The 20957-nt window shown below is 68.7% G+C and carries 16 protein-coding genes, 1 tRNA gene and 1 riboswitch; of the genes, 12 read left to right on the plus strand and 5 right to left on the minus strand.

The window, feature by feature from the left end; translation table 11 throughout:
* Positions 1-139 precede the first annotated feature (139 nt).
* Positions 140-1174 (plus strand): EamA family transporter, encoded by a 1035-nt coding sequence (locus LXN01_RS09585; RefSeq protein WP_236864477.1) that lies wholly within the window; start codon positions 140-142, stop codon positions 1172-1174.
* A gap of 92 nt (positions 1175-1266) precedes the next feature.
* Here the strand turns inward: LXN01_RS09585 and LXN01_RS09590 are convergent, their stop codons facing one another.
* Together LXN01_RS09590 and LXN01_RS16365 are read right to left on the minus strand one after the other, a co-directional pair.
* Positions 1267-2913 carry a DNA repair helicase XPB gene (locus LXN01_RS09590; RefSeq protein ID WP_236864478.1) on the minus strand — a complete coding sequence of 549 codons (1647 nt, stop codon included), beginning with the start codon at positions 2911-2913 and terminating at the stop codon, positions 1267-1269.
* Positions 2910-5129: a helicase-associated domain-containing protein gene (locus LXN01_RS16365; protein ID WP_236864479.1), complete on the minus strand. Its 2220-nt coding sequence runs from the start codon at positions 5127-5129 to the stop codon at positions 2910-2912. Before LXN01_RS16365 ends, LXN01_RS09590 begins: the two co-directional genes overlap by 4 nt.
* 135 nt (positions 5130-5264) lie before the next feature.
* Between LXN01_RS16365 and LXN01_RS09600 the strand changes: the two genes are divergently transcribed.
* The 4 genes from LXN01_RS09600 (at position 5265) to LXN01_RS09615 (ending at position 7437) form a co-directional block, all read left to right on the plus strand.
* Complete coding sequence (locus LXN01_RS09600) at positions 5265-5504, plus strand: hypothetical protein (protein WP_236864480.1); 240 nt, start codon at positions 5265-5267, stop codon at positions 5502-5504.
* Between the two features lie 87 nt (positions 5505-5591).
* Positions 5592-5966: a cold-shock protein gene (locus LXN01_RS09605; RefSeq protein ID WP_236864481.1), complete on the plus strand. Its 375-nt coding sequence runs from the start codon at positions 5592-5594 to the stop codon at positions 5964-5966.
* The gene (locus LXN01_RS09610; RefSeq protein ID WP_236864482.1) at positions 5966-6940 is read left to right on the plus strand and encodes a DUF3027 domain-containing protein; all 975 of its coding nucleotides are present in this window, start codon (positions 5966-5968) and stop codon (positions 6938-6940) included. Before LXN01_RS09605 ends, LXN01_RS09610 begins: the two co-directional genes overlap by 1 nt.
* Positions 6937-7437 carry a DUF456 domain-containing protein gene (locus LXN01_RS09615; protein ID WP_236864484.1) on the plus strand — a complete coding sequence of 167 codons (501 nt, stop codon included), beginning with the start codon at positions 6937-6939 and terminating at the stop codon, positions 7435-7437. Before LXN01_RS09610 ends, LXN01_RS09615 begins: the two co-directional genes overlap by 4 nt.
* A gap of 113 nt (positions 7438-7550) precedes the next feature.
* Here the strand turns inward: LXN01_RS09615 and serC are convergent, their stop codons facing one another.
* Entirely contained in the window at positions 7551-8687 is a 1137-nt protein-coding gene (gene serC / locus LXN01_RS09620) for a phosphoserine transaminase (protein WP_236864485.1), read from the minus strand.
* A 69-nt stretch (positions 8688-8756) separates the two neighbouring features.
* Here serC and pdxH point away from each other — a divergent pair, with 69 nt between their 5' ends.
* From pdxH to LXN01_RS09645, 5 genes are all read left to right on the plus strand, one after another.
* The gene (gene pdxH, locus LXN01_RS09625; protein WP_236864487.1) at positions 8757-9437 is read left to right on the plus strand and encodes a pyridoxamine 5'-phosphate oxidase; all 681 of its coding nucleotides are present in this window, start codon (positions 8757-8759) and stop codon (positions 9435-9437) included.
* 153 nt (positions 9438-9590) lie between these two features.
* The gene (locus tag LXN01_RS09630) at positions 9591-11045 is read left to right on the plus strand and encodes an aldehyde dehydrogenase family protein (protein WP_236864489.1); all 1455 of its coding nucleotides are present in this window, start codon (positions 9591-9593) and stop codon (positions 11043-11045) included.
* Between the two features lie 93 nt (positions 11046-11138).
* A complete protein-coding gene (locus LXN01_RS09635) occupies positions 11139-11840 on the plus strand; it encodes an iron-dependent transcriptional repressor DtxR (RefSeq protein ID WP_236864491.1) in 702 nt (233 codons plus the stop codon).
* 259 nt (positions 11841-12099) lie between these two features.
* Positions 12100-12237: riboswitch (cyclic di-AMP (ydaO/yuaA leader) on the plus strand.
* The gene (locus tag LXN01_RS09640; RefSeq protein ID WP_236864494.1) at positions 12238-13089 is read left to right on the plus strand and encodes a C40 family peptidase; all 852 of its coding nucleotides are present in this window, start codon (positions 12238-12240) and stop codon (positions 13087-13089) included.
* A gap of 544 nt (positions 13090-13633) precedes the next feature.
* Positions 13634-14137: an HNH endonuclease gene (locus LXN01_RS09645; protein ID WP_236864496.1), complete on the plus strand. Its 504-nt coding sequence runs from the start codon at positions 13634-13636 to the stop codon at positions 14135-14137.
* A gap of 150 nt (positions 14138-14287) precedes the next feature.
* Here the strand turns inward: LXN01_RS09645 and LXN01_RS09650 are convergent, their stop codons facing one another.
* Positions 14288-14557 (minus strand): GlsB/YeaQ/YmgE family stress response membrane protein, encoded by a 270-nt coding sequence (locus tag LXN01_RS09650; RefSeq protein ID WP_236864498.1) that lies wholly within the window; start codon positions 14555-14557, stop codon positions 14288-14290.
* Between the two features lie 232 nt (positions 14558-14789).
* Here LXN01_RS09650 and LXN01_RS16370 point away from each other — a divergent pair, with 232 nt between their 5' ends.
* Positions 14790-15800 (plus strand): universal stress protein, encoded by a 1011-nt coding sequence (locus tag LXN01_RS16370; protein ID WP_236864501.1) that lies wholly within the window; start codon positions 14790-14792, stop codon positions 15798-15800.
* Between the two features lie 131 nt (positions 15801-15931).
* Here the strand turns inward: LXN01_RS16370 and LXN01_RS09660 are convergent.
* Positions 15932-16004: transfer RNA gene (locus LXN01_RS09660), tRNA-Arg, on the minus strand.
* A 135-nt stretch (positions 16005-16139) separates the two neighbouring features.
* Here LXN01_RS09660 and LXN01_RS16375 point away from each other — a divergent pair.
* Positions 16140-20954 (plus strand): PDDEXK-like endonuclease domain-containing protein, encoded by a 4815-nt coding sequence (locus LXN01_RS16375; RefSeq protein ID WP_236864503.1) that lies wholly within the window; start codon positions 16140-16142, stop codon positions 20952-20954.
* The last annotated feature ends 3 nt before the right edge of the window (positions 20955-20957 follow it).

Here is a 20957-nt window from a genome sequence, read left to right on the forward strand (position 1 = left end):
AGTGCCGGACGCTGCTGAAGCATCCGGCTGCGCCCTGACTCATCCCTGGTGAACCCCACCAGTGATCTTCCACTGCTCGACTCCGCGTCCTCGGCATTCCCGTCCGGCGCTCGATCCTGATCTCTGTGAGGAGGTTGTCGTGAAGCAGCAGACCCTGGTCGGTTTCGGTCTGACCCTGGTGTCCGCATTCCTGTTCGCTGCGGCCGGTCCGGTCGCGAAGGCGATGTATGCGACGGGTTGGACTCCCGGGTCGGTGGTGCTGCTGCGACTCCTGGGGTGCGCGGTGCTGCTGGCGCTGCCGACCGTGCTCGCGATGCGCGGCCGCTGGTCGGAGGTCCGGACTCATTGGCGCATGCTCCTCGTCTACGGAGTGGTGGCGATGGCCGGCGTTCAGGGGCTGTTCTTCATGGCGGTCGAGCACCTCACCGTCGCGGTGGCGCTGCTGCTGGAGATGACCGCACCCCTGATGATCGTGTTCTGGGTGTGGCTGCGGACCAAGGCCAGGCCCTCGCTCCTGACATTCATCGGGATGGCGGTCTCGATGTCGGGGCTGGTGCTCGTCCTCGATCCGCGCGGAGCGCAGCTGCATCTGGGAGGCGTGCTCATGGCACTCGGCGCCGCTGTCTGCCTGTGCGCGTACTTCCTGGTCGGCGCCAAGACCGACATCCAGATCCCGGCCGTGGCAATGACGGGGATCGGCATGGGGATCGGCGCCGGCGTGATCCTGGCACTGTGGCCCACTGGGCTGCTCGACTACGAATTCCGCACCGCCGACATCGCGCTCGGTGAGATCAGCGTTCCCTGGTACGTCGGTGTGTTCCTGATCGTCATGGCGACGGGCGGGGCGTACCTGACCGGCATTGCCGGCATCCGCCTGATCGGGGCGACGGTGTCGAGCTTCGTCAACCTCATCGAGGTGCCCTTCTCCGTCGTCGTCGCCTGGCTGGTGCTGGCTGAGCTCCCGGTGCTCATGCAGCTCGCGGGCGGGGTGCTCGTGCTCGGCGGAGTCGGGTTCATCAAGCTGGGCGCGAATCGCTCGCCGGCGCGCGAGGTGCTCGTCGACGACGAAGCCGCCGGGGATTCGGCCGTTCGCGACTGCGCTGCGGCGGAGCCGCTGGATACCGCCGCTGCCGCGCTGCCCGTCGGCGCGGGGGAGGCAGCGCGCTCGGCCTGACGCCCGGCCTGCTGCGGCGCGCCTTCCGATCTCTCGCGTCGCCCCTCGGACCGGCACCCGGGGCTGGTGCTCCGACTGGGCTCCGCGGCTCCTCAGTCCTCGAAGGGGTGGTTCCGGATCGTGTAGGCGTAGCCCTGCTCGGTGAGGAATCGGCGGCGGTGAGCGGCGAACTGCTCGTCGACGGTGTCGGCGGCGACGACGGTGTAGAAGGTCGCGGGCTCGGCGTGGGCCTTGGGACGCAGGATCCGGCCCAGCCGCTGCGCCTCCTCCTGCCGGGATCCGAAGGAGCCCGACACCTGGATGGCGACTGACGCCTCGGGCAGGTCGACGGAGAAGTTCGCAACCTTCGAGACGACGAGCACGCGCACCTCGCCGGCTCGGAAGGCGTCGAACAGGCGCGTCCGCTCGCTCAGCGGCGTCTGTCCGGTCAGCACCGGAGCGCCGAGCGCCGCGCCGAGCTCCTCGAGCTGATCGAGGTACTGACCGATGACGAGGACCTGCGCGTTCGGGTGATCCGCCACCAGCTCCTCGACGACCGGCACCTTGGCGTCCGTGCATGCCGCAAGCCGGTAGCGATCCTCCCCGGCGGCCCGGGCGTAGGCGATCCGGGAACCTGAATCGAGGCGGACGCGGACTTCGTGGCAGGTGGCCTGCGCGATGTAACCGGCGCGCTCGATCTCCTTCCAGGGCGCCTCGAACTGCTTGGGGCCGATGAGGGAGAACACCTCGTCCTCCCGCCCGTCCTCGCGGACCAGGGTCGCGGTCAGGCCGAGGCGCCTGCGGGCCTGGAGGCTGGCCGTCAGCCGGAAGACGGGGGCCGGCAGCAGGTGCACCTCGTCATAGATGACCAGCCCCCAGTCCCTCGCGTCGAGCAGCTCCAGGTGCAGATACGAGCCCTTCCGGCGAGTGGTGAGCACCTGGTAGGTCGCGATCGTGACCGGCCGGATCTCCTTGACCGCTCCCGAGTACTCGCCGATCTCCTCGGGGGACAGCGAGGTGCGCCGCAGGAGCTCGGACTTCCACTGCTGCGCGGAGACGGAGTTCGTCACCAGGATCAGCGTGGTCGTGCCGACGGAGGCCATCGTCGCCGCGCCCACCACGGTCTTGCCGGCGCCGCACGGAAGCACCACGACACCGGACTCGCCGGACATGAACGCGTCCACTGCCCGCTGCTGGTAGTCGCGCAGGTGCCACTTCCCGGCGTGGGTGTCGTCCGACAGCACGATCTGATGCGCTTCGCCGTCGACGTAGCCGGCGTGGTCGGCCACCGGGTGCCCGAGCTTGAGAAGCCGGTGCTTGAGCTCGCCGCGCTCGGAGGGGTGGACCGTGATCGTCGAGCGATCGATGCGCGCACCGAGCATCCCCGACATCTCCGGCTGCTCGGCCAGGTCGTCGAGGAGTTCCGGGTTGGCGCTGGCGAGCACCAGGCCGTGGACCGGTGAGCTGGACAGCGTGAGCACCCCGAACCGATCCATGATGTCGACGACATCGAGGAGCACCTCGTGCGGAACGGGATACTTGGAGAACTCCAGCAGGGTGTCGACGACCGATTCGGCGTCGTGGCCGCTGGCACGGGCGTTCCACAGGCCCAGCGGCGTGATCGCGTAGGTGTGGACGTGCTCCGGAGTCCGGGTCAGCTGTGCGAAAGGTGCGATCGCGATGGCCGCTTCGGAGGCGTCGGGATGAGCGGATTCCAGCAGGATCGTGCGGTCCGACTGGACGATGAGGGGACCGTTCACCTGTCGTCCCCCAATGGTTCGGCCGAGGCGATCCGGGAGATCCCGAGCGCCACCTCGGTGGCGCGCCCGCCCGCCTCGCGGATGCCGCGGACGCGTCCGGTGGTGACCTGGACGGGGCGCAGGGGGAACCGGCTGCGCCTGCCGTCGGCGCCCACGACGGTGACCGCAACCGTTGACCCCGCTGCGGCCGCCTCGCGCAGCACGTCGAGGATGCCGAGCGGCGAATCGGCCGAGCCCGACGCCGCAGCGCTGCGGGCGTGCAGCAGACCGCGGATGTGGTGCGGCAGGTCCTTCTCCGGCACCAGCAGGGAACGCCGGGTCACGGCTGCGCTCGCGCGAGTGCGGGCCGCCCGAGGCGGCGGTCCGGCGGTCGCATGGTGGCGCAGGGTGGGCTGACCCGCCGCTTCCAGGAGCGAGGCGAGGCGGTCCTGGGGGACTGCCGCCACCGCCACCGTCGTGCTCACGCGGTTCAGGCCGGCGGCGAGCAGCTGCGGGTCGGCCAGCAGCGGCTCGAGATCGCTCGGATCGTCGACGACGAGCACCGAGCGGGCGGGGGCGACCTGCACTCGCCGCAGCTTGGCGGCGGCTTCGTCGATGAGGAAGCGAAGCGGCTGGGGGACGCCGGTCGAGGAGACGCGGGCGATGAGCTCGTGGACGTCGGCGACGGACATGCCGGTGCGCAGTGCCCGGGAGATCGAGTCGGCGGTGAAGCGGTAGACCGTGCCCTGGCCGCGGGTGTCCACATCGGCGATGTTGTCGAGTTCGGCGTGCAGGCGCGGATCGACCGGTCCGGTGGCGACTGCGGTCAGATCGGACTGGACGAGCACCGAGGTCTGGAGGGCGGGCAGGAGCTCGGTGACGAGACCGCGCACCCGGTCCGACACCTCCACCAGGCCGGGGTCATAGCCGGCAGGGGCGGGGGCCGCGCGCATCGCCACCCGCAGGTCCGCGGCGACCCGGCGGCCGATCGCGGTGAGTGCGTGCTGCTCGGGATGGGCCAGCGGTGAGCTGACCAGGCCGAGCGCCTGCGCCTCGCGGAGAAGCTGATCAACGGTCGCACGTGACAGCGCGGCAGCCAGGGGTCTCTTCCACTGCAGGCGCGCGAAGAGTTCCGCGTCCGGGATCGCCCAGCCGTCTTCGGCTGCGGCCGGCAGGGTTCCGGCCGGCTGAGAGTCAACGCCCGGGACGCCGGTCGGCTGGGTGCTGGCGCCCGCCTGGGTGGCGCCCGCCTGGGCGCGGGCGGGCCCCTCGGCGGTCTCCGCGAGCTCCGCCAGCACCAGGTGCTTGAGGTAGGGCAGCTGCGGCAGGCTCGAGGGGAATCCGGCGTAGGGGTTGAGCCGGGCGCCGCCGGCGGCAGAGGAAAGGGAATGGATCCGCTCCCCGCGCCCCGTCCTGCCGGCCAGCACATGAGTGGTGTCGACGGTGCCCATCAGCCAGGTGTGGAGGAGGCGGGAGTGCGCCTCGGCGCGGTCGAGGTCGAGGAAGGAGTCGTAGGCGACGGTCGGCAGCCACTGCGGGTCGATGTCCTTGCCTCCCACGCCGAGCAGCCCGGCCTGCCCGGCGAGCTCGGTGAGGAACACCGCCTTCGAGTAGTCCAGTCCGGTCGCCCGGGCGCGCAGCTGCATATCCCGCTTGCCCACTCCGCCGCTGGTGAGCTGGGAGGCGGGCGCGTCGTCGAATGCGTCGAGCACCGACAGCACCTCGCCGACGACGCCGCCTGCCGCTGCGGCCTGCGCGTTCTCCAGGAGCGAGTGGGCAATCCGAGTGGGGGAGACCTGCTGCGGCCGCGCGCTGTGCAGCCACGCGATGTCGGCGGCACGGTCGGCGGCAGAGGTCGGCAGGAGTCCGACCGCCTCGCTGTGGATGCGGAATGCGGGCGCGGCCAGTGGGGTGTCGACCGCAGAATCCTGGGCCGGCCACATGAGTCCCAGGCGCAGCAGCTCGGCGAGCACCGCTTCGTCGGCGCCGAGCGCGGAAGCCGGGACGGCAGGGTCGACGCGAGTGGCGACGGCGGCGCGGTGTGCCGCTCGCAGGTGGGGGACGGAGAGCGCTTCCAGGCCGGCCGCGACCCCGGCGCGCGAGGCCGCCGCCGCCGCGACGCCGCCGAGCGTGGTGATGTCGGCGCGCATGAGGTCGCGGCGAGCAGTGCACAGGGCGGTGAACCAGGATTCCTCGGCTCGGGCGAGCCAGGCGGCGAATGAGATGAGCTGGGGCATCGCCTCCAGTGTAGTCCGGGATGCCGTGGCTCCCTCGGCCGCCAAGGGAGCCAGAGCGCACCCGCAGCCCGGTGGCTCGTGCGACGGGAGGTGCGGCTACACTGGTTCGGTCAGTGATCAACGGAGGAGGTGCGCATGTCGACTGCTGAGAACTCACGGAGTGCTGGGACGCCCCGGGCGGATACCGTCATCATCGCGTCGGCAGTGGCTCTGAGCCTGATCGGCCTCCTCGCTCTCGTCATTGTGGTGATCGCCGGAGTCTCGGGTTCAACGCCCTCGGTGACCCTGACCTGGATCGGCATGCTCACGATTCCCGCGGCGTTCATCCTGCTGGTGGTCGAATTCGGGCGCGCCATCGCACGCCGCCGCGCCTGAGCCGTACCGCACTCCTCGCCCCACCGCGCATTCGCCGCTTGCGCCTCGCACTTGATCATTCCCGCCGTTCTCCTGTGAAAGGACATCATGCCTACCGGACGCGTCAAATGGTTCGACCCCGCCAAGGGATTCGGATTCGTCACCGCAGACGACGGTGAACAGGTGTTCCTCCACTCGAGCGCGCTGCCGGCCGATGTCGAGGTCAAGCCGGGCACGCGCCTCGACTTTGACATGGTCGACGGCCGCAAGGGCAAGCAGGTCCTCAAAGCGCGCATCGTCGAGTCGCCGGTCGCCAAGCGCATGCGTCGGGATCCGGACAAGACCGCGTCGATGATCGACGACGTCATCCGGCTCCTCGACGACACCTCCACCGGGCTGCGCAGAGGCCGGTATCCCGATCCTGCTCATTCGCATAAGGTTGCAGAAGTGCTGCGCGCAATCGCAGACGATCTGGAGGGCTGATGTCAGAACTGTTTCCGCGCTGGCTGGACGGCGTGAAATCCGCCGCACCTGCCGGGGAAGAGCGTGACCTCGTGGCGCATGAGCCCGAGGCGGCTGCGAGGTCTGCTGCCGAGGCACCTGTCGATGCAGTCGGCGAGGTGGCTGTCGACGTCGAGGTCGAGGCACCTGTCGATGCAGTCGGCGAGGTAGCTGAGGAGTCGTTCAGCGCCCGGCGCCCGGTGAAGCCGATGGCGGACAAGCTGCTGCTGGATGCCGTGTCGATCGCCCGTGACGCCATCGCCGAGGTGGCCGACCCGAACCACATCGGCGCTCACCTCGGCGCGGTGATGGAAGGGCAGCGGCTGGCGACGCACTCCTTCACCTGCACTGCGAAGGCCTATCGGGGCTGGCATTGGGTGGCCGTGCTCGCCCGGGCTCCGAGGTCGAAGAAGGTCACAGTCTGCGAGACGGCACTGCTCCCCGGGGACGAGGCACTCGTCCCGCCGCGCTGGGTTCCGTGGGAGGAGCGACTGCAGCCCGATGACCTGGGCGCTCGCGATGTGCTCCCGAAGGTCGACGAGGACCCGAATCTCCAGCCCAGCTTCGAGCAGGTGCCCCTGGAAGACGACGAGGACGTCGACCAGGTGCCGAACTTCGAGTTCGGTCTGGGGCGCAAGCGGGTGCTCTCGCCCGTGGGACTGGCCAACGCGGCGGAGCGCTGGAACGCCTCCGATGCCGGGCCGGAGGGCGAGTACGCCAAGCGCGCGACCGCTCACTGCTCGAGCTGCGGTTACCTGCTGCCGATGGCCGGCACCCTGCGGACCCAGTTCGGGGTCTGCGCGAATGAATGGTCGCCCTTCGACGGCCGGGTCGTGTCCCTCGACGCCGGATGCGGTGCTCATTCCGAGACCGACGTCCACAAGCAGAGCCCCGACGCGGGTCAGCCTGCCATCGATGACCTGCATGATGCGATCGAAGTGAGCGCAGGTTCATGACGGTCGATGTCGTCGCCACGACGATCGCGGGCATCGCCATTCTGGTGGGCTGCATCGGCATCGTCGTGCCCGTCCTGCCCGGTTCGATCCTCATCGGGTTGGCAGCGCTGGGCTGGGCGATCGCCATCGGGGGAACCACCGGCTGGGTGACATTCGCGGTCATCGCCGTGCTGGTCAGCATCGGCATGACGGCGTCCTGGGTTCTCACCGGCAGGCGGCTGAAGGCCAAGCAGGTGCCGAACAGCTCCCTGCTGGTGGGCGGCGTGCTTGCAGTCATCGGCTTCTTCGTGGTGCCGATCATCGGCCTGCTGCTGGGCTTCGTCGCAGGCCTGTACCTGGCGGAGTACCTCCGACTGAAGGACTACCGGACCGCATGGGATTCCAGTTGGACGGCCATCAAGGCTGCTGGGATCGGCATCATCATCGAATTCAGCGCTGCCGCCGTCGCCGCAGGCGCGTTCGTGGTCGGCAACGTGGTCCATTACCTCAACGTCTGACTCGCCGGCCGGGTCGGTTCATTCGACACTCCCGGTCGTCCATTCGACACCGATGCCCCGGAAACTGCCGGTTTCCGGGGCATCAGTGTCGAATCTGCGTTCGACGACGCGGACTACTTCAGCAGGGCGGTCAATGCGTAGTCGATGCAGCTCAGGAGCGCCTTGACGTCGTCCGGCTCGACCGAGACGAAGGTGGCGATTCGCAGCTGGTTGCGTCCGAGCTTCCGGTAGGGCTCGATGTCGACGACGCCGTTGGCCCGCAGCATCGTCGTGATCGCAGCCGCGTCCACGTCCTCGGCGAAGTCGATCGTGCACACGACGTTCGAGCGGTCGGCCGGGTCGGCCACGAACGGGGTCGTCACCTCACACTCCTCCGCCCAGTCGTAGACAGCCTTCGCCGAGCGCGCGGTCCGCTCGGCAGCCCAGGCCAGGCCACCGTTGCCGTTGATCCATTCGATCTGCTCGGCGAGCATGATCAGGGTGGCGACGGCCGGCGTGTTGTAGGTCTGGTTCTTGCGCGAGTTGTCGATCGCAGTCACCAGGTCGAGTGAAGCCGGGATCCAGCGACCTGAGTCCTTGATCTCCTGAGCACGGGCAATGGCGCGCGGCGACATGATCGCGATCCACAGGCCACCGTCGGATCCCATGTTCTTCTGTGGGGAGAAGTAGTAGACATCGGTCTCGCGGATGTCGACGGCCAGGCCGCCTGCCGCCGAGGTGGCGTCGATGACGACGAGTGCATCCTCGGCGATGCCGCTGGGTCGCTTGATCGAGGTCGCGACGCCGGTGGAGGTCTCGTTGTGCGGCCAGGCATAGACGTCGGCGTCGGCTGCCGCATTCGGCACCGCACCGGAACCGGGATCCGCCTCGACGATGTCAGAGGCGGAGAGGAAGGGGGAGGTCGTGGTGGCCTTGGCGAATTTCGCGCCGAACTCACCGAACGAGGCGTGGGCGGCCTTGCTGCGGACGAGCCCGAATGCGGCGATGTCCCAGAAGGCGGTCGCCCCGCCGTTGCCGAGCACGACTTCGTAGCCTTCGGGGAGGTCGAACAGCTCGACGAGTCCGGTGCGGATGCGGCCGACGACATTCTTCACCGGCGCCTGCCGATGCGAGGTGCCCATCACCTCGGCTCCGGCCGCAACCAGCGCGTCCAGCTGCGGCGGGCGGATGCGGGCCGGACCGGCACCGAACCGGCCGTCAGCCGGGAGGAGTTCGGACGGGATCTTCACGAAGCTGTTTGGCTCATTCACAACTGGATCCTACCGCGCAGGCCGTCAAAGCCCGTGCGCTGTGTCCCCGGCGAGCAGTAGTGTGGCTCCATGACCGACCCACGTTCACGCATGGACTCGCTGGCCCACCAGCGGGTGGAGTACGGCGCGCTCGGTGCCGCGGACGTCGCAGCCGACCCGTACTCCCAGTTCGCCCAGTGGTACGAGCAAGCCGCGGATCCGGTGCGGGAGCCCAACGCCATGGTGGTGGCGACCGCGGACCCGGACGACCCGCGCGGTCCCAGCGCCCGAGTTGTCCTGCTCAAGGGCTTCAGCGCCGAGGGCTTCGTGTTCTTCACCAACTACGACTCCGCGAAGGGGCGGCAGATCGCGGCCGACAACAGAATCGCGCTCGTCTTCCCATGGCACGACATGCACCGGCAGGTGCGTGTGCGGGGGATCGCGGTTCGCACCTCGGCGGAGGAGTCCGACGAGTACTTCGCCAAGCGCCCGCGGGGGGCTCAGCTGGGAGCTGTCGCCAGTCGGCAGTCGGAGCCGGTGGAGTCCAGAGAGGCGTTGCATCGTGCCTACGACCGGGCCAGCGCCGAATACGAGGGCAGGGAGGTCCCACGTCCTGAATTCTGGGGCGGGTACCTGGTCAGGCCTGTCGAGATCGAGTTCTGGCAGGGACAGGCCAACCGGTTCCACGACCGCTTCCTGTATCGCAGCACCGAGGGCACCCCACCGCTGGACGCAGGGGACCGCTGGACCATCACCCGGCTCAACCCGTGAGCGCGAGGACGACCCGTCGGGCTGCTGGCTGACTTCTGGAGCCGCGTTCGCGGTGCTCACCGCGACCTCGGACACAGCGATGATCGGACGACTCATTCAACCCAGCAACCCATTGTCCGGATCACACCAGGACACGAACGATTGAGGACGGAAATGACTGAATACTCTGCACAGGCGAGGTTCGACAACTACATCGGCGGCTCCTGGGTGGGCAGCGGGGAACGCAGCGCGAATGTGAATCCCTCGGACACCTCGGATGTCCTCGGACACTTCGCGCGCGCCGATGCCGCCACCGTCGAACGCGCGATCGCCGCTGCCAGGGCCGCTCTTCCGGAATGGTCGACCGGGTCCATCCAGCAGCGGTTCGACATCCTGGACACCACGGGCTCGGTGCTCAAGGAACGGTCGGCCGAGCTCGGCGCTCTGCTGGCGCGGGAAGAGGGCAAGCAGATCACGGAGGCGACCGCGGAGGTGCTTCGGGCCGCCCAGATCTTCAAGTTCTTCGCCGGCGAGGCGATCCGCAACACCGGCGAGATCGTCGAGTCGGTCCGCCCCGGCCTGACGGTGGAGATGACACATGAGCCCGTCGGGGTGGTCGGGGTCATCACCCCCTGGAACTTCCCGATCGCGATTCCGGCGTGGAAGATCGCACCGGCTCTTGCCTACGGGAACACCGTCGTATTCAAGCCGGCGGAGATCGTCCCCGCCTGCGCCCATGAGCTCGTGCGGATCCTGATCGATGCCGGTGTGCCGGACGGGGTGCTCAACCTCGTGACCGGTCCGGGCGGTGTCGTGGGCGACGCGATCTCCTCGTCCCGGGATGTCGACGCCGTGACCTTCACCGGATCGGTGGCCGTCGGCGAAGGCGTCATCGCCAACGCCACGGCCGCCGGTGCCAAGGTGCAGTGCGAGATGGGCGGCAAGAATCCCCTCATCGTCCTCGGCGACGCCGATCTGCAGGCCGCCGCCGACGCCGCGGTCAACGGCGCGTTCTTCTCCACCGGGCAGCGCTGCACCGCGTCCAGCCGACTCATCGTGACGGCGGACGTTCACGACGAGTTCGTCGCCCTGATGAAGGAGAAGATGGCCCGCCTTGTCGTCGGTGACGCACGCGACGCCGACACCGTGATCGGGCCGGTGGTGTCCGCCTCGCAGTTCGAGCAGGATCGCAGATACCTCGGGATCGCCGCCTCGGAGGGCGCCACCGTCCACGGTGGCGAAGTCGTCGAGCGACCTTCGGAAGGCTACTTCCTCGCCCCGGCGCTGGTGACCGAGACGACTGAGACCATGACCATCAATACCGAGGAAGTGTTCGGCCCGGTCGCATCGGTGATCAAGGTCAAGGACTACGAGGAGGCGCTCGCCGTCGCCAATCGGACACCCTTCGGGCTGTCGGCCGGGATCTTCACGAACTCGCTCAAGCACGCAGCGCATTTCAAGCGCCACTCCGACGCCGGCATGGTCATGGTCAACGCGCCCACGGCAGGAGTGGACTACCACACGTCATTCGGCGGCCGGAAGGGATCGAGCTACGGTCCCCGCGAGCAGGGACGTGCTGCTCGAGAGTTCTACACCAACCACAAGACGGCGTATGTGAATGCCGGCTGACCGCCGGCTCGGGGGAGCGCGGTCTGCTCGCGCCCCCCGCATTCAGCTGCGCGTTAGACTGGGTGGACCGGCGCGTAAGGAGCAGAACAGTTCGTGAACGATCTCATCGACACCACCGAGATGTACCTCCAAGCCATTGTGGAGCTGGAGGAGCAGGAGATCGTACCTCTGCGTGCTCGCATCGCCGAACGCCTCGAGCATTCGGGGCCGACGGTGTCCCAGACGGTCGCGCGGATGGAGCGCGACGGTCTGCTCCGAGTCGGGACCGACCGTCATCTGGAGCTCACGCCGGAAGGCCGGGAGCTGGCGACGGCGGTGATGCGCAAGCACCGGCTTGCGGAGCGGCTGCTCAACGACGTGATCGGCCTCGACTGGGAGCTCGTCCACGATGAGGCGTGCCGCTGGGAGCACGTGATGAGCGAACAGGTCGAGAAGCGGCTGGTGACGCTGCTGCCCGAACACCAGACCAGTCCCTACGGCAACCCGATTCCGGGTCTTGAAGCTCTCGGCGCCGAACAGCCGGTCGTCTCCGACGACGTCGTCCCGCTCACCGAGGCCTGCCCCGCCACCGGCCGCAGCGAGGTCCGGATCGAATGGCTCGCCGAACCTCTGCAGGTCGACACCTATCTCCTGGCGCAGCTGCGCCAGACCGGCGTCCTGCCGGGTGTGGCGGTGACTTGCGAACCGGCGGGGGAGTACATCACGGTGCGCGCTCCGGAGGCGGAGAACGTCCTCGATCTGCCTCGGGAGACCGCTTCGCACATCTTCGTGAGGGCGATCGCGTCCTCCGCTTGAGTGCGTCCTCCGCTTGAGCGCGTCGCCGATCGCCCGAGGGTCCGTCGCAACCGCTTCGTAACACTCTCTCGACCTCTTCGTTACACCTTTTTTCCACGAGTTTTGGTGCTTCTGACCAGGCAATTCACTGAAAATGTGACGCTTCTGACATTCTTTTCGTGATGTAAATGTGACATTGGGGCCCTGCTTCGGTTACCGTTTAGCAGTCGGCTTCTTCCGGAGCCGGCCGGCGTGGGTAACCGAGTGCCGCTCCCTCGCTGAATGACCAGGACCGAAAGCGGCAACGGGGGAACCACCTTTGTCCCGATGGACTCGGGGCTAAGTCACTCGTGAGAGTGGCCGAGCACCTCCAGCTCGAGCCCGACAGCTCACCTCGTAGGTTGTGGAGAGGAACTCTGTGGCACAGAAGAAGCACGGCCGTCGCGCCGCCAGCACCCCAGTCAAGACACCACTCACCGAGCTCACCGAAGCTCTGAGTGCGAACACCGGCGCAGTCGGCCGTCGCGCAGCGGTTGTCGCCGCAGCAGGCGGCCTGATCGTCACCGTCGGACTGCCTGCCGCCAACCAGGCCGGCAAGGACGAAGGCGTCGTCTCCGCTTCCGCCGAAGCGGCTGACAATTCCGAGGTCGAGTTCACCAATCAGGCCAAGATCGTCGTCCCCGAGGCCGCAGAGGCCGAGGACGGCGAAGGCGATGACGCGGCCGATGCCGTCCAGGCCGAACCCGTCACCGCCACCGCAGCACCCGAACCGGCTCCGGAGCCGGAGCCCGAGCCGGAGCCTTCCTCATCCGAGTCGAACGCATCCTCCGCTGCGCCCAGCGACCGGGGATCGAACTCCTCCCGCAGCTCCGACCGCTCTTCCGAGGGGTCGTCGAGCAAGGCCGGCGGCGACGTCAAGGTGCCGGACGGTTCGAAGGCCGAGCAGGTCATCGCGATCGCCAAGCAGTACGTCGGCGTGCCCTACGTCTACGGCGGCACCTCGCCCAGCGGTTGGGACTGCTCCGGGTTCACCGCCTTCGTCTACGGCAAGGCCGGTGTGAACCTGCCGCGGACCTCGTCCGCGCAGAAGGCTGCCGGCACCGTCGTCTCCGCGTCCGAGGCGAAGCCGGGCGACCTCGTCTACAAGCCCGGCCACATCGGCATCTACGCCGGCAACGGCATGATGTACGACGCGGGTTCCTCGAGCTCGGACACCTCGTACCGCAGCCACTCGTGGATGGGCAGCGTCACCTACATTCGCGTTCTCTGATCGGCTTCAGCCGACGGCTCTTCACGCAGAGGGCCCGGCGTCCGGGTTATGGTCCACCCGGTCGCCGGGCCCTCTGCGTGCCCAGGGACGGTGTGCCGCCGCTCCCGCCAGGGGCGGCGGCTGTTGGCTCGCGGGGGCGGCGCATGCTTCCTGCCGGCGACGGCAGGCTGCACTGCTGGAGTCTGCGGTCACTTCCCGCCGGGGCGTCGGTGCAGAGGTGGTGAACTGCAGGCGAAATCTTCTCGGCCGAGCAGAATTGGGCGATGGTCGGCTCTTGCGCATCGTGGGGCCTCGGTTACTCTTATGGCAGTCGTGACCACATCATCCTGGAATCAGGGAGTCCCGTGAGAAGCGAATGCAGTGCAGGAAGCGCGGTCGCCGTGCGACGGCCGAGCCTCTTCGCGTGCTGTGAACGGGGCCTTGCCTATTCCATAGTCGACTCGATAGATCCGATGTGGACTTCTGAAGGCGTTGCGCGCATGCGCAGCGCCTTCTGTGTTTGCGGAAGCCGGGCACGGACTCGCCCGGGGCAAGGAGCGCGCAGGTGAAGACACTGGTTCTCAACGCCGGATACGAGCCGATGTCGGTGGTCTCGTTCCGTCGGGCGGTGGTGCTGGTCCTGGCAGGCAAAGCCACTGTGCTTGCCGCCGATGAGGCTGTCCCGGTGCGCAGCGAGCACCTGGCCATGCAGCAGCCCTCGGTGATCATCCTCAGCAGGTACGTCAGGCCCCCGAGCGGACGCTCTGTCGCGCTCTCCCGGCGGGGCGTGCTGCGACGGGATGGGTTCAAGTGCGCATACTGCGGTGTGCGCGCCTCCACCGTGGACCACGTGCTCCCGCGTTCCAGAGGCGGGGGGAACACCTGGCAGAACCTCGTCGCCTGCTGTCGTTCGTGCAACAACCGCAAGGGCAACAGGACCCCGGAGGAGATGGGCTGGCGGCTGGGCGTCAAGCCCGAGGCGCCGCGCGCGGGGCAGTGGTGGCTGCGAGACCTGGACAATCCTGCGGAATCCTGGCGGCCATTCCTGGAGTACTCCTTCGCGGCCTGACTCAACCCTCGTCCGCGACCTTCGTCGCTGCTCCGCATCCGCTCTGCTGCTCGTCGTCGCTGACGACGAGCAGCGCGTGGAGACACACGAACGCGGGTGGTGCGGTTCGATTCGAACCGCACCACCCGCGTTCGTGGTGGTGTCAGATGCTCAGGCGCGCGTGCGCGAGCGTCCGGAGATGAAGCCCCAGATGACGAGCACGATGATCGCACCGCCGATGGCCAGCAGCCACGAGCTCAGCGACCAGAACTCGTTGACTCCGGTGCCGAAGAGGGCGCTTCCGATCCAGCCGCCCAGGACGGCTCCGATGACGCCGGCGGCGAGTGCGCCGAGCCAGCCGCCACCCTGCCTACCCGGGAGGATGGCCTTCGCGATGGCACCTGCGATCAGGCCGAGGATGAGAAAAGCGAGAATACCCATAACTTGCTCCTGTTCTTTCGTGGAGCACCCAAAAGGATTGGGCGCCCGCTGTTGTCTGGATGTCGTACGGGTTTGTCTGACGTTTCGAATATAACAAGGAATCTTGCCGGACGACAGTTATCGGCGCGGCCATTCCGCGAGCGGTGCCGAATCGTAATCAGAACAGTTCTGCTGGCGGGGCGAACGGGCCGGTATCTTGGAACAAACGCTGTAACCGGAAGAAGGAGACGCAGTGGTCAGGGAACAGCAGGTTCCGGAGGTCGCGGACCCGCAGGCGATCATCGTGGGAGTCGACGGCTCGAAAGCCAGCAGGCATGCCCTGCGGTTCGCCATCAACGAGGCCCAGGCCCTGGAGCGCTCGATCCGGCTCGTCGGGGCATACACGATCCCGAGCGTTGCGGCCGCCACCATCGACGTGTCCTATGTGCCGATCGACGACAGCTCGATCCGAGCCGCTGTGACCGCCACGCTGAAGGAGGCCGCTGCAGAGGTCAAGGCGGCAGGTGTGCCGGTCGAGGCGGTCATCGAGATCGGAGACGCTGCCGGAGTCCTCGTGGAGGAGTCGAAGCAGGCTTCGCTCGCGGTCGTGGGTTCTCGCGGCAAGGGCGGGTTCGCCGGCCGGCTGCTGGGCACTGTGTCGAGCGCGCTGCCGGCGCACTCCCATTGCCCGACCATCGTCGTCCCCGTCGGGTGGACGGCAGAGGCGGAGCGGGCGGCCAAGCACAGCTCATCGCGGGCGGTCCGCAACCAGCGCGGCGACCTGGTGGAGTTCGACGAGAGCCTCGAGTCCGTTCCGGGTCTCGACTTCGCCGGTTCTGTTGTCGTCGGCATCGACTCGCTGGGCAAGAGCTCTCCGGCTCTGTGGGAGGCGGCGCTCCTGGCGGAACATCGCGGAACGCCGCTGCACATCGTCGGGGTCGTCACCACGACCGTCGTCGGCCCGGAATGGCTGCCGAGCACGCACGATGTGCAGCGCTTCTTCGATGAGGGGTCGGGCACGCTGGAAGTCGCGGCCTCGGCGGTCGCCCAGAAGTACCCGCAGCTGACGGTCGAATGGACTCTGTTCGACGGTCAGCCCGCCGAGGTGCTCGTGCGCGCATCGGATACCGCCGACGTCCTCGTCATCGGCTCGCGCGGCCGCGGCGGCTTCGCCGGTCTGCTGCTCGGATCGACTTCGCAGTCGGTGCTGCCGTACGCCCAGTGCCCGACCATGGTGGTGCGCGTGCCGCGCGACTCCCGCTGATCAGGCGCCGGTGGCCCTGCCCGAACGACCACCCGATCGACGCCGCCGCGATTCATCGTGGCAGACGTCTGCTTCAGCAGCAGATCCGGTCGATCGGAGCAGGGCCCGGCGCTCTGTACGTCATTCAAGTGCGCCCCCGACAGGATTCGAACCTGTGACACCCGCTTTAGGAGAGCGGTGCTCTATCCCCTGAGCTACGGGGGCGTGCCCCGCAGAGAAGCCAGCGCGGGGCGGGCACCGGCGTCGGCGCATCGACAGTCTAACAGCCGCCGAGCGAAAACTTCGCGCAGTCCGGTGCGCCGGACTTCTCCTGACCGCTGTTCCGGATAGGCTCGATGCGTGTCATATTCCGATTCCGCTTCGCAGACCACGGTAGGCCGAGCCTTCGCCTCGTGGAAGGAACAGGCTGCCCGAATCGGCGGCCGCGACACCATGCTGCAGTTCCGAGACTCCCGGGACGGCTCGATCGAACTCACCGGCGCCCACCCGTCCGGCTTGGCCCAGCTCCTCGCGGGGCGCGCCACTCGCCTGTCGAGCCTGATCCGCGACCAGGAACTGCTGTCGGATGCCCGACGTCGCGCCCGCTCCATCCGCCAGAAGGCCGAACAGCTCGCCGGCGAGCGCGGCATCAGCACCGCTCACCTCGCGATCGGGTTCGCCACCTGGAACCGTGAGGAACGGGGAGTGCGGACGGAGTACGCCGCGCCGGTCATGCTCCGCCATGTGCGCCTGGTGCCGCGCGGCAGCCGGGTTGAGGACTTCGAGATCGTGCTCGACGACGAGATCACGATCAACCCGGCTCTGGTGGACTACCTCAAACGCGTCCACGACGTGCGGATCGACGCCGACGAATGGGTCGATTCCACCGGCGTGAACCACGGCTTCGATCCGGCTCCGGTGTTCGAGCGGCTGCGCGCGCTGGCCAAGGGTGTGCCCGGCCTGCTGGTGAATCAGCGATTGGTCGTATCGACGTTCGCGAACATCATCGCGCCCTTCACGCTTGAGGAGCTGCCCGCCGACCATCCGATCCTCCGGGCCCTCGCGGGGGATCCCGAGGCGCGCCGTCGGTTCGGCGGTCCGGGCACCTCGGCTCCCGCGTCCGAACCCGGCAGTCCCATCGACTCGGCTGATCCCACCGAGACTGCCGGTCAGCCGCGTGATGCGCAGACGGCTGTCGAACCGGAGTCCGAAGGATCGGATGGTGGCGGTGGTGAGTTGGAGGAGCCGACCGAAGGCCCCGACAGCACTGACCAGACCTCGGACCCGCGGTCCGACAGCAGCGACCAGGCCTCGGATCGTCGGTCCGACTACACTGACCAGGCCTCGGATCTGCGGTCCGACGGCAGCGACCAGACCCCGGACGCGCAGCCCGACCGGTCGGCAGACCCCGAGTCCGACAGAACCGCAGACGATCAGGCCGACGACGCCGGGACCGCTGCCGAGGGGCGCGCGGATCTCGACGAACCGGACGAGGATGTCCCCGAGCCCGGGGCGCCTCGGGAGCAGCCCCGGCCGCTGCCGGATCGCAAGCCGCAGGAGGAGTTCCTCGCCATCGACGTCGACGGCGACCAGCAGGCGGTGGTCGACGCGGCGGTGACCGGCGAATCGCTCGTCGTCGACACCCCGCCGGGGACCGGGGCCACTCAGGTGGCCGTGGCGATCGCCACCACCCTGGCCCATACCGGGCGCAGCGTCCTCTACATCGCCCAGTCCGCGGATGGGCTCGACGACTTCGAGCAGCGCCTTGCCCACGCCGGGCTCAAGGACTTCGCAATCGACGGGCGGATGACGGCGGCCCAGATCCATCGCCGCCTGATCTCGCTGATCGCGGCCGCGGAGCGGGCGCAGAAGCCGGAACTCGCCGATCTGCTCGCCAAGCTCAATGAGCAGCGCGCGGTGCTGGCCGAGCACTCCGAATCCCTGCACCGGATCCGCCGGCCGTGGGGCGTCTCCGTGTTCTCCACGATGCAGCATCTGGCCCGCCTGACCGCGGATCAGCCGGGGCCCGCCACCCCTGTCCGGTTCGGATCCGACGTGGTGGAAGCCATCCCGGAGGCGCGAGCAGCGCTGCGGGAGCGCCTCATCGAGTTCTCCGCGCTGGGTGCGTTCACGCTCGGCGTCGAGGACACCGTGTGGTTCGGCGCGCGGTTCGCCAGCAACGAGGACGCCGAGGCGGCCCGACAGGTCGCAGAGCGGGCCGGTCGCAAGATCCCGGGCTTCGTCGAACTCGTCGAGCCGCTGCTGCGGCAGGCGGGGCTCAACCCGGAGCGGACCATCAACGCGTGGGGCAGCAGCCTCCGGGTGCTGCTGGCAGTGCGCAAGACCCTCGACAAGTTCTCACCTGACGTGTACGACCACAACCTCACCGAACTGATCGCCGCGACCGGCACTGCCGACTACCGCCGCGAGCACGGGATCGAGATGGGTCTGTTCGAGCGCAATCGCCTGAAGAAGGCCGCCCGCGAGTTCCTGCGTCCGGGGAGCTCCGTCGAGGACCTGCACACCTCGCTGCTCCAAGCTCAGCAGGAGCGCCGCGAGCTGCGGGAGATCGCGGGACGCGACATCCGTCCGCAGATCCCGCGTGGACTGCTCGAGGCCGATGAGCTCTGCCAGGAGATCGAGGCCGACTTCCGCACACTCGAGCCGGTTCTCGCCGACACCCCCGATGGTGGTGAGCTCGGTGCCATGCTCGTCGAGGAGGCGCAGGCACGCCTCGACGCGCTCGGCAGCGACCGGGAGAGCCTCGCCGACCTGCCGGAGCGGACCCGCGTCGAAGCGGAGCTGCTGCAATGGGGTGTCGGAGAACTCCTCGACGACCTGCGCGAGCGCCGCGTCCCCCACGAGCTGGTCGGCCAGGAGTTCGACCTCGCCTACTGGGCGACCGTGCTGCAGCTGCTCGCCTCGGAGGATACTCGGATCGGCGAGCACGACGGTGCGGAGCTGCACCGGGTCGCGGCCGACTTCCGGATCTGCGACAAGCAGTACGTGGCGGCCGGCGCCTCGCGCCTGCAGTGGAGCCATGCCCAGGGCTGGAAGCGCGCGATCACTGAGCTGTCGCAGGAGGCGCAGGCAGTGCGCGCCGAGCTGCGCTCGCGTCATCTCCACGTGAACCGGCTCAGCGAGAGCGCTCCGACCGTGCTCGGCTCACTGGCGCCGATCTGGATGATGAGCCCGTTCCAGGTGCCGGAGCACTTCAGCGGCGCGCCGCTGTTCGACGCGGTGATCATCGCCGACGCCGCGCGGCTGTCCGTGCCCGAGGTGCTTCCCGCCATCGCTCGCGCCCGCCAGGTGATCGCACTGGGCGACGAGCGGCTGCTGGGACCGCGGGAGTTCAGCGTGGCGGTGGACCGCCGGAGTCAGCGCGAGCTGGACTCGGTGCCGAGCGCATTCTCCGCGCTGGCGGAGTTCCTGCCCACCCACCGGCTCCATGTGAGCTATCGCGTGTCGCCCGCGGGACTGGTCGATCTTGCCAACCGTCACTTCTACGATTCGGCGATCACGAGCGTCCCGACCGCTCTGACCAACGAGGGCTCGGGGCTGGAGCTGTCCTTCGTGCCGGACGCGCTCGGCACCCCCGACTCGGGCACCGGGCAGGTGGAGAGCCTGGACGTCGAGGTGCAGCGGGTCGTGGACCTCGTGCTCAAGCACGCGCGCACCCGGGCCCGGCAGTCGCTGGCTGTGGTGACGCTGACTCCGTGGCACGCGCAGCGGGTCGCCACCGCGATCCAGAAGGCGATTCGCGACTACCCCTACGTCGCCTCGTTCTTCACCGATTCGGGGAAGGAGCCGTTCGTCGTCACCGACTGCGAGCGGATCCAGGGCACCGTGCGGGACGCCGTGATCATGTCCCTCGGGTACGGGCGGACCCGCCACGGGCGCATCGTGTACAACTTCGGGAGTCTGTCCAAGCCGGGCGGCGAGCGGCTGCTGGCTGCCGCCATCACGCGAGCGCGCCGCAAGCTCACCATCGTCTCCTGCTTCGAAGCCGACGACTTCGACACCAGCCGGCTGCGGCACGGTGCACGAGTGCTGCCGGGTCTGCTCGCTGATGCAGCCGCCGGCGGTCGAGCGCTGCTGCCCGCCGGGAGCGGCGAGCGTGAACCGCTGATCTCGGACATCGCGGAGCGGCTGCTGCGTTCGGGAGTGACGGCGTGGGAGCGCTACGGCGACATCGACCTGGCCATTCCCGTCTCCGCCGAACCTGCGCAGGGGATGGCTCTGGCTGTCGAGACCGACGGCCAGGCGTATGCGAGCACGCCGAGCATTCGCGAGCGGGAGCGGCTTCGGCCGGAGGCGCTGACGCGGCGCGGCTGGCGATTCCTGCGGGTGTGGTCCACGGACGCGTTCGTCGACCCGCAGTCCGAGGCCGACCGCATCTTCGACGTCTGGAAGGAGACCGTCGAGGATCTCTCACCGCAGGCGGTGCTCGATGCCGCGCGGGCCGCGGCCGTGGTGGTCGGCCGGCAGGGCAACCGCCCCAAGCTCACGCCCGGGCTGCCCCTGCACAAGTACTCCGAATCGGATATCGACGCGATGGTCGACTGGATCCAGTCCGATCGCGTTTCACGCAGCGACAGCGAGCTCCGGGAGCAGCTGCGCACCGCGCTGGCGCAGAAGAGCCAGACGAGGCGCGTCGAGTCGGGTCTCAATGCGGCCGTTGACCGCTACCGGGCCCGCTATGCCGAGGCGAAGCGACAGGCGAGTTCGCCCGACCCGGTCACCCCTGCCGAAGGGAACGCGCGCGTCCGGACCAGCGAGCAGCCGGACCTGGGCTCGCGGGCGGGGCACGGCTCGCGAGTCGCCAGGGCCTCGCAGGCGGGGCACGCCTCCCACCCCGAGCCCGTAGCACGCACCGAGCACGAGGTGTTCCTTCCGGTGTCGTCCGAGACTGCCGGGCAGGGAGACGTCATGCCCTTGTACGACACCGGGCAGCTGCGCGATCAGGACCTCCTCGACGCGGATCTGCGGGCCGCGGGCGGCGAGCAGTCGCCGGATGAGTCGGGTGCTCGTGAAGCCGGTGGATCCCCGGCCGATGGCGACACCGGAACCGGTGGCAGCACTGTGGTGAATGGCAGCGCTGTGGCCGAAGGGTCGCACGATTCGGCCGACGAGCAGTCGCCCGTGGAGCGCAGCGACGCCGACCGGAGGCGATGAGGG

It is taken from the genome of Brevibacterium daeguense (assembly GCF_021729135.1).
Classification (GTDB): Bacteria; Actinomycetota; Actinomycetes; order Actinomycetales; family Brevibacteriaceae; genus Brevibacterium; species Brevibacterium daeguense.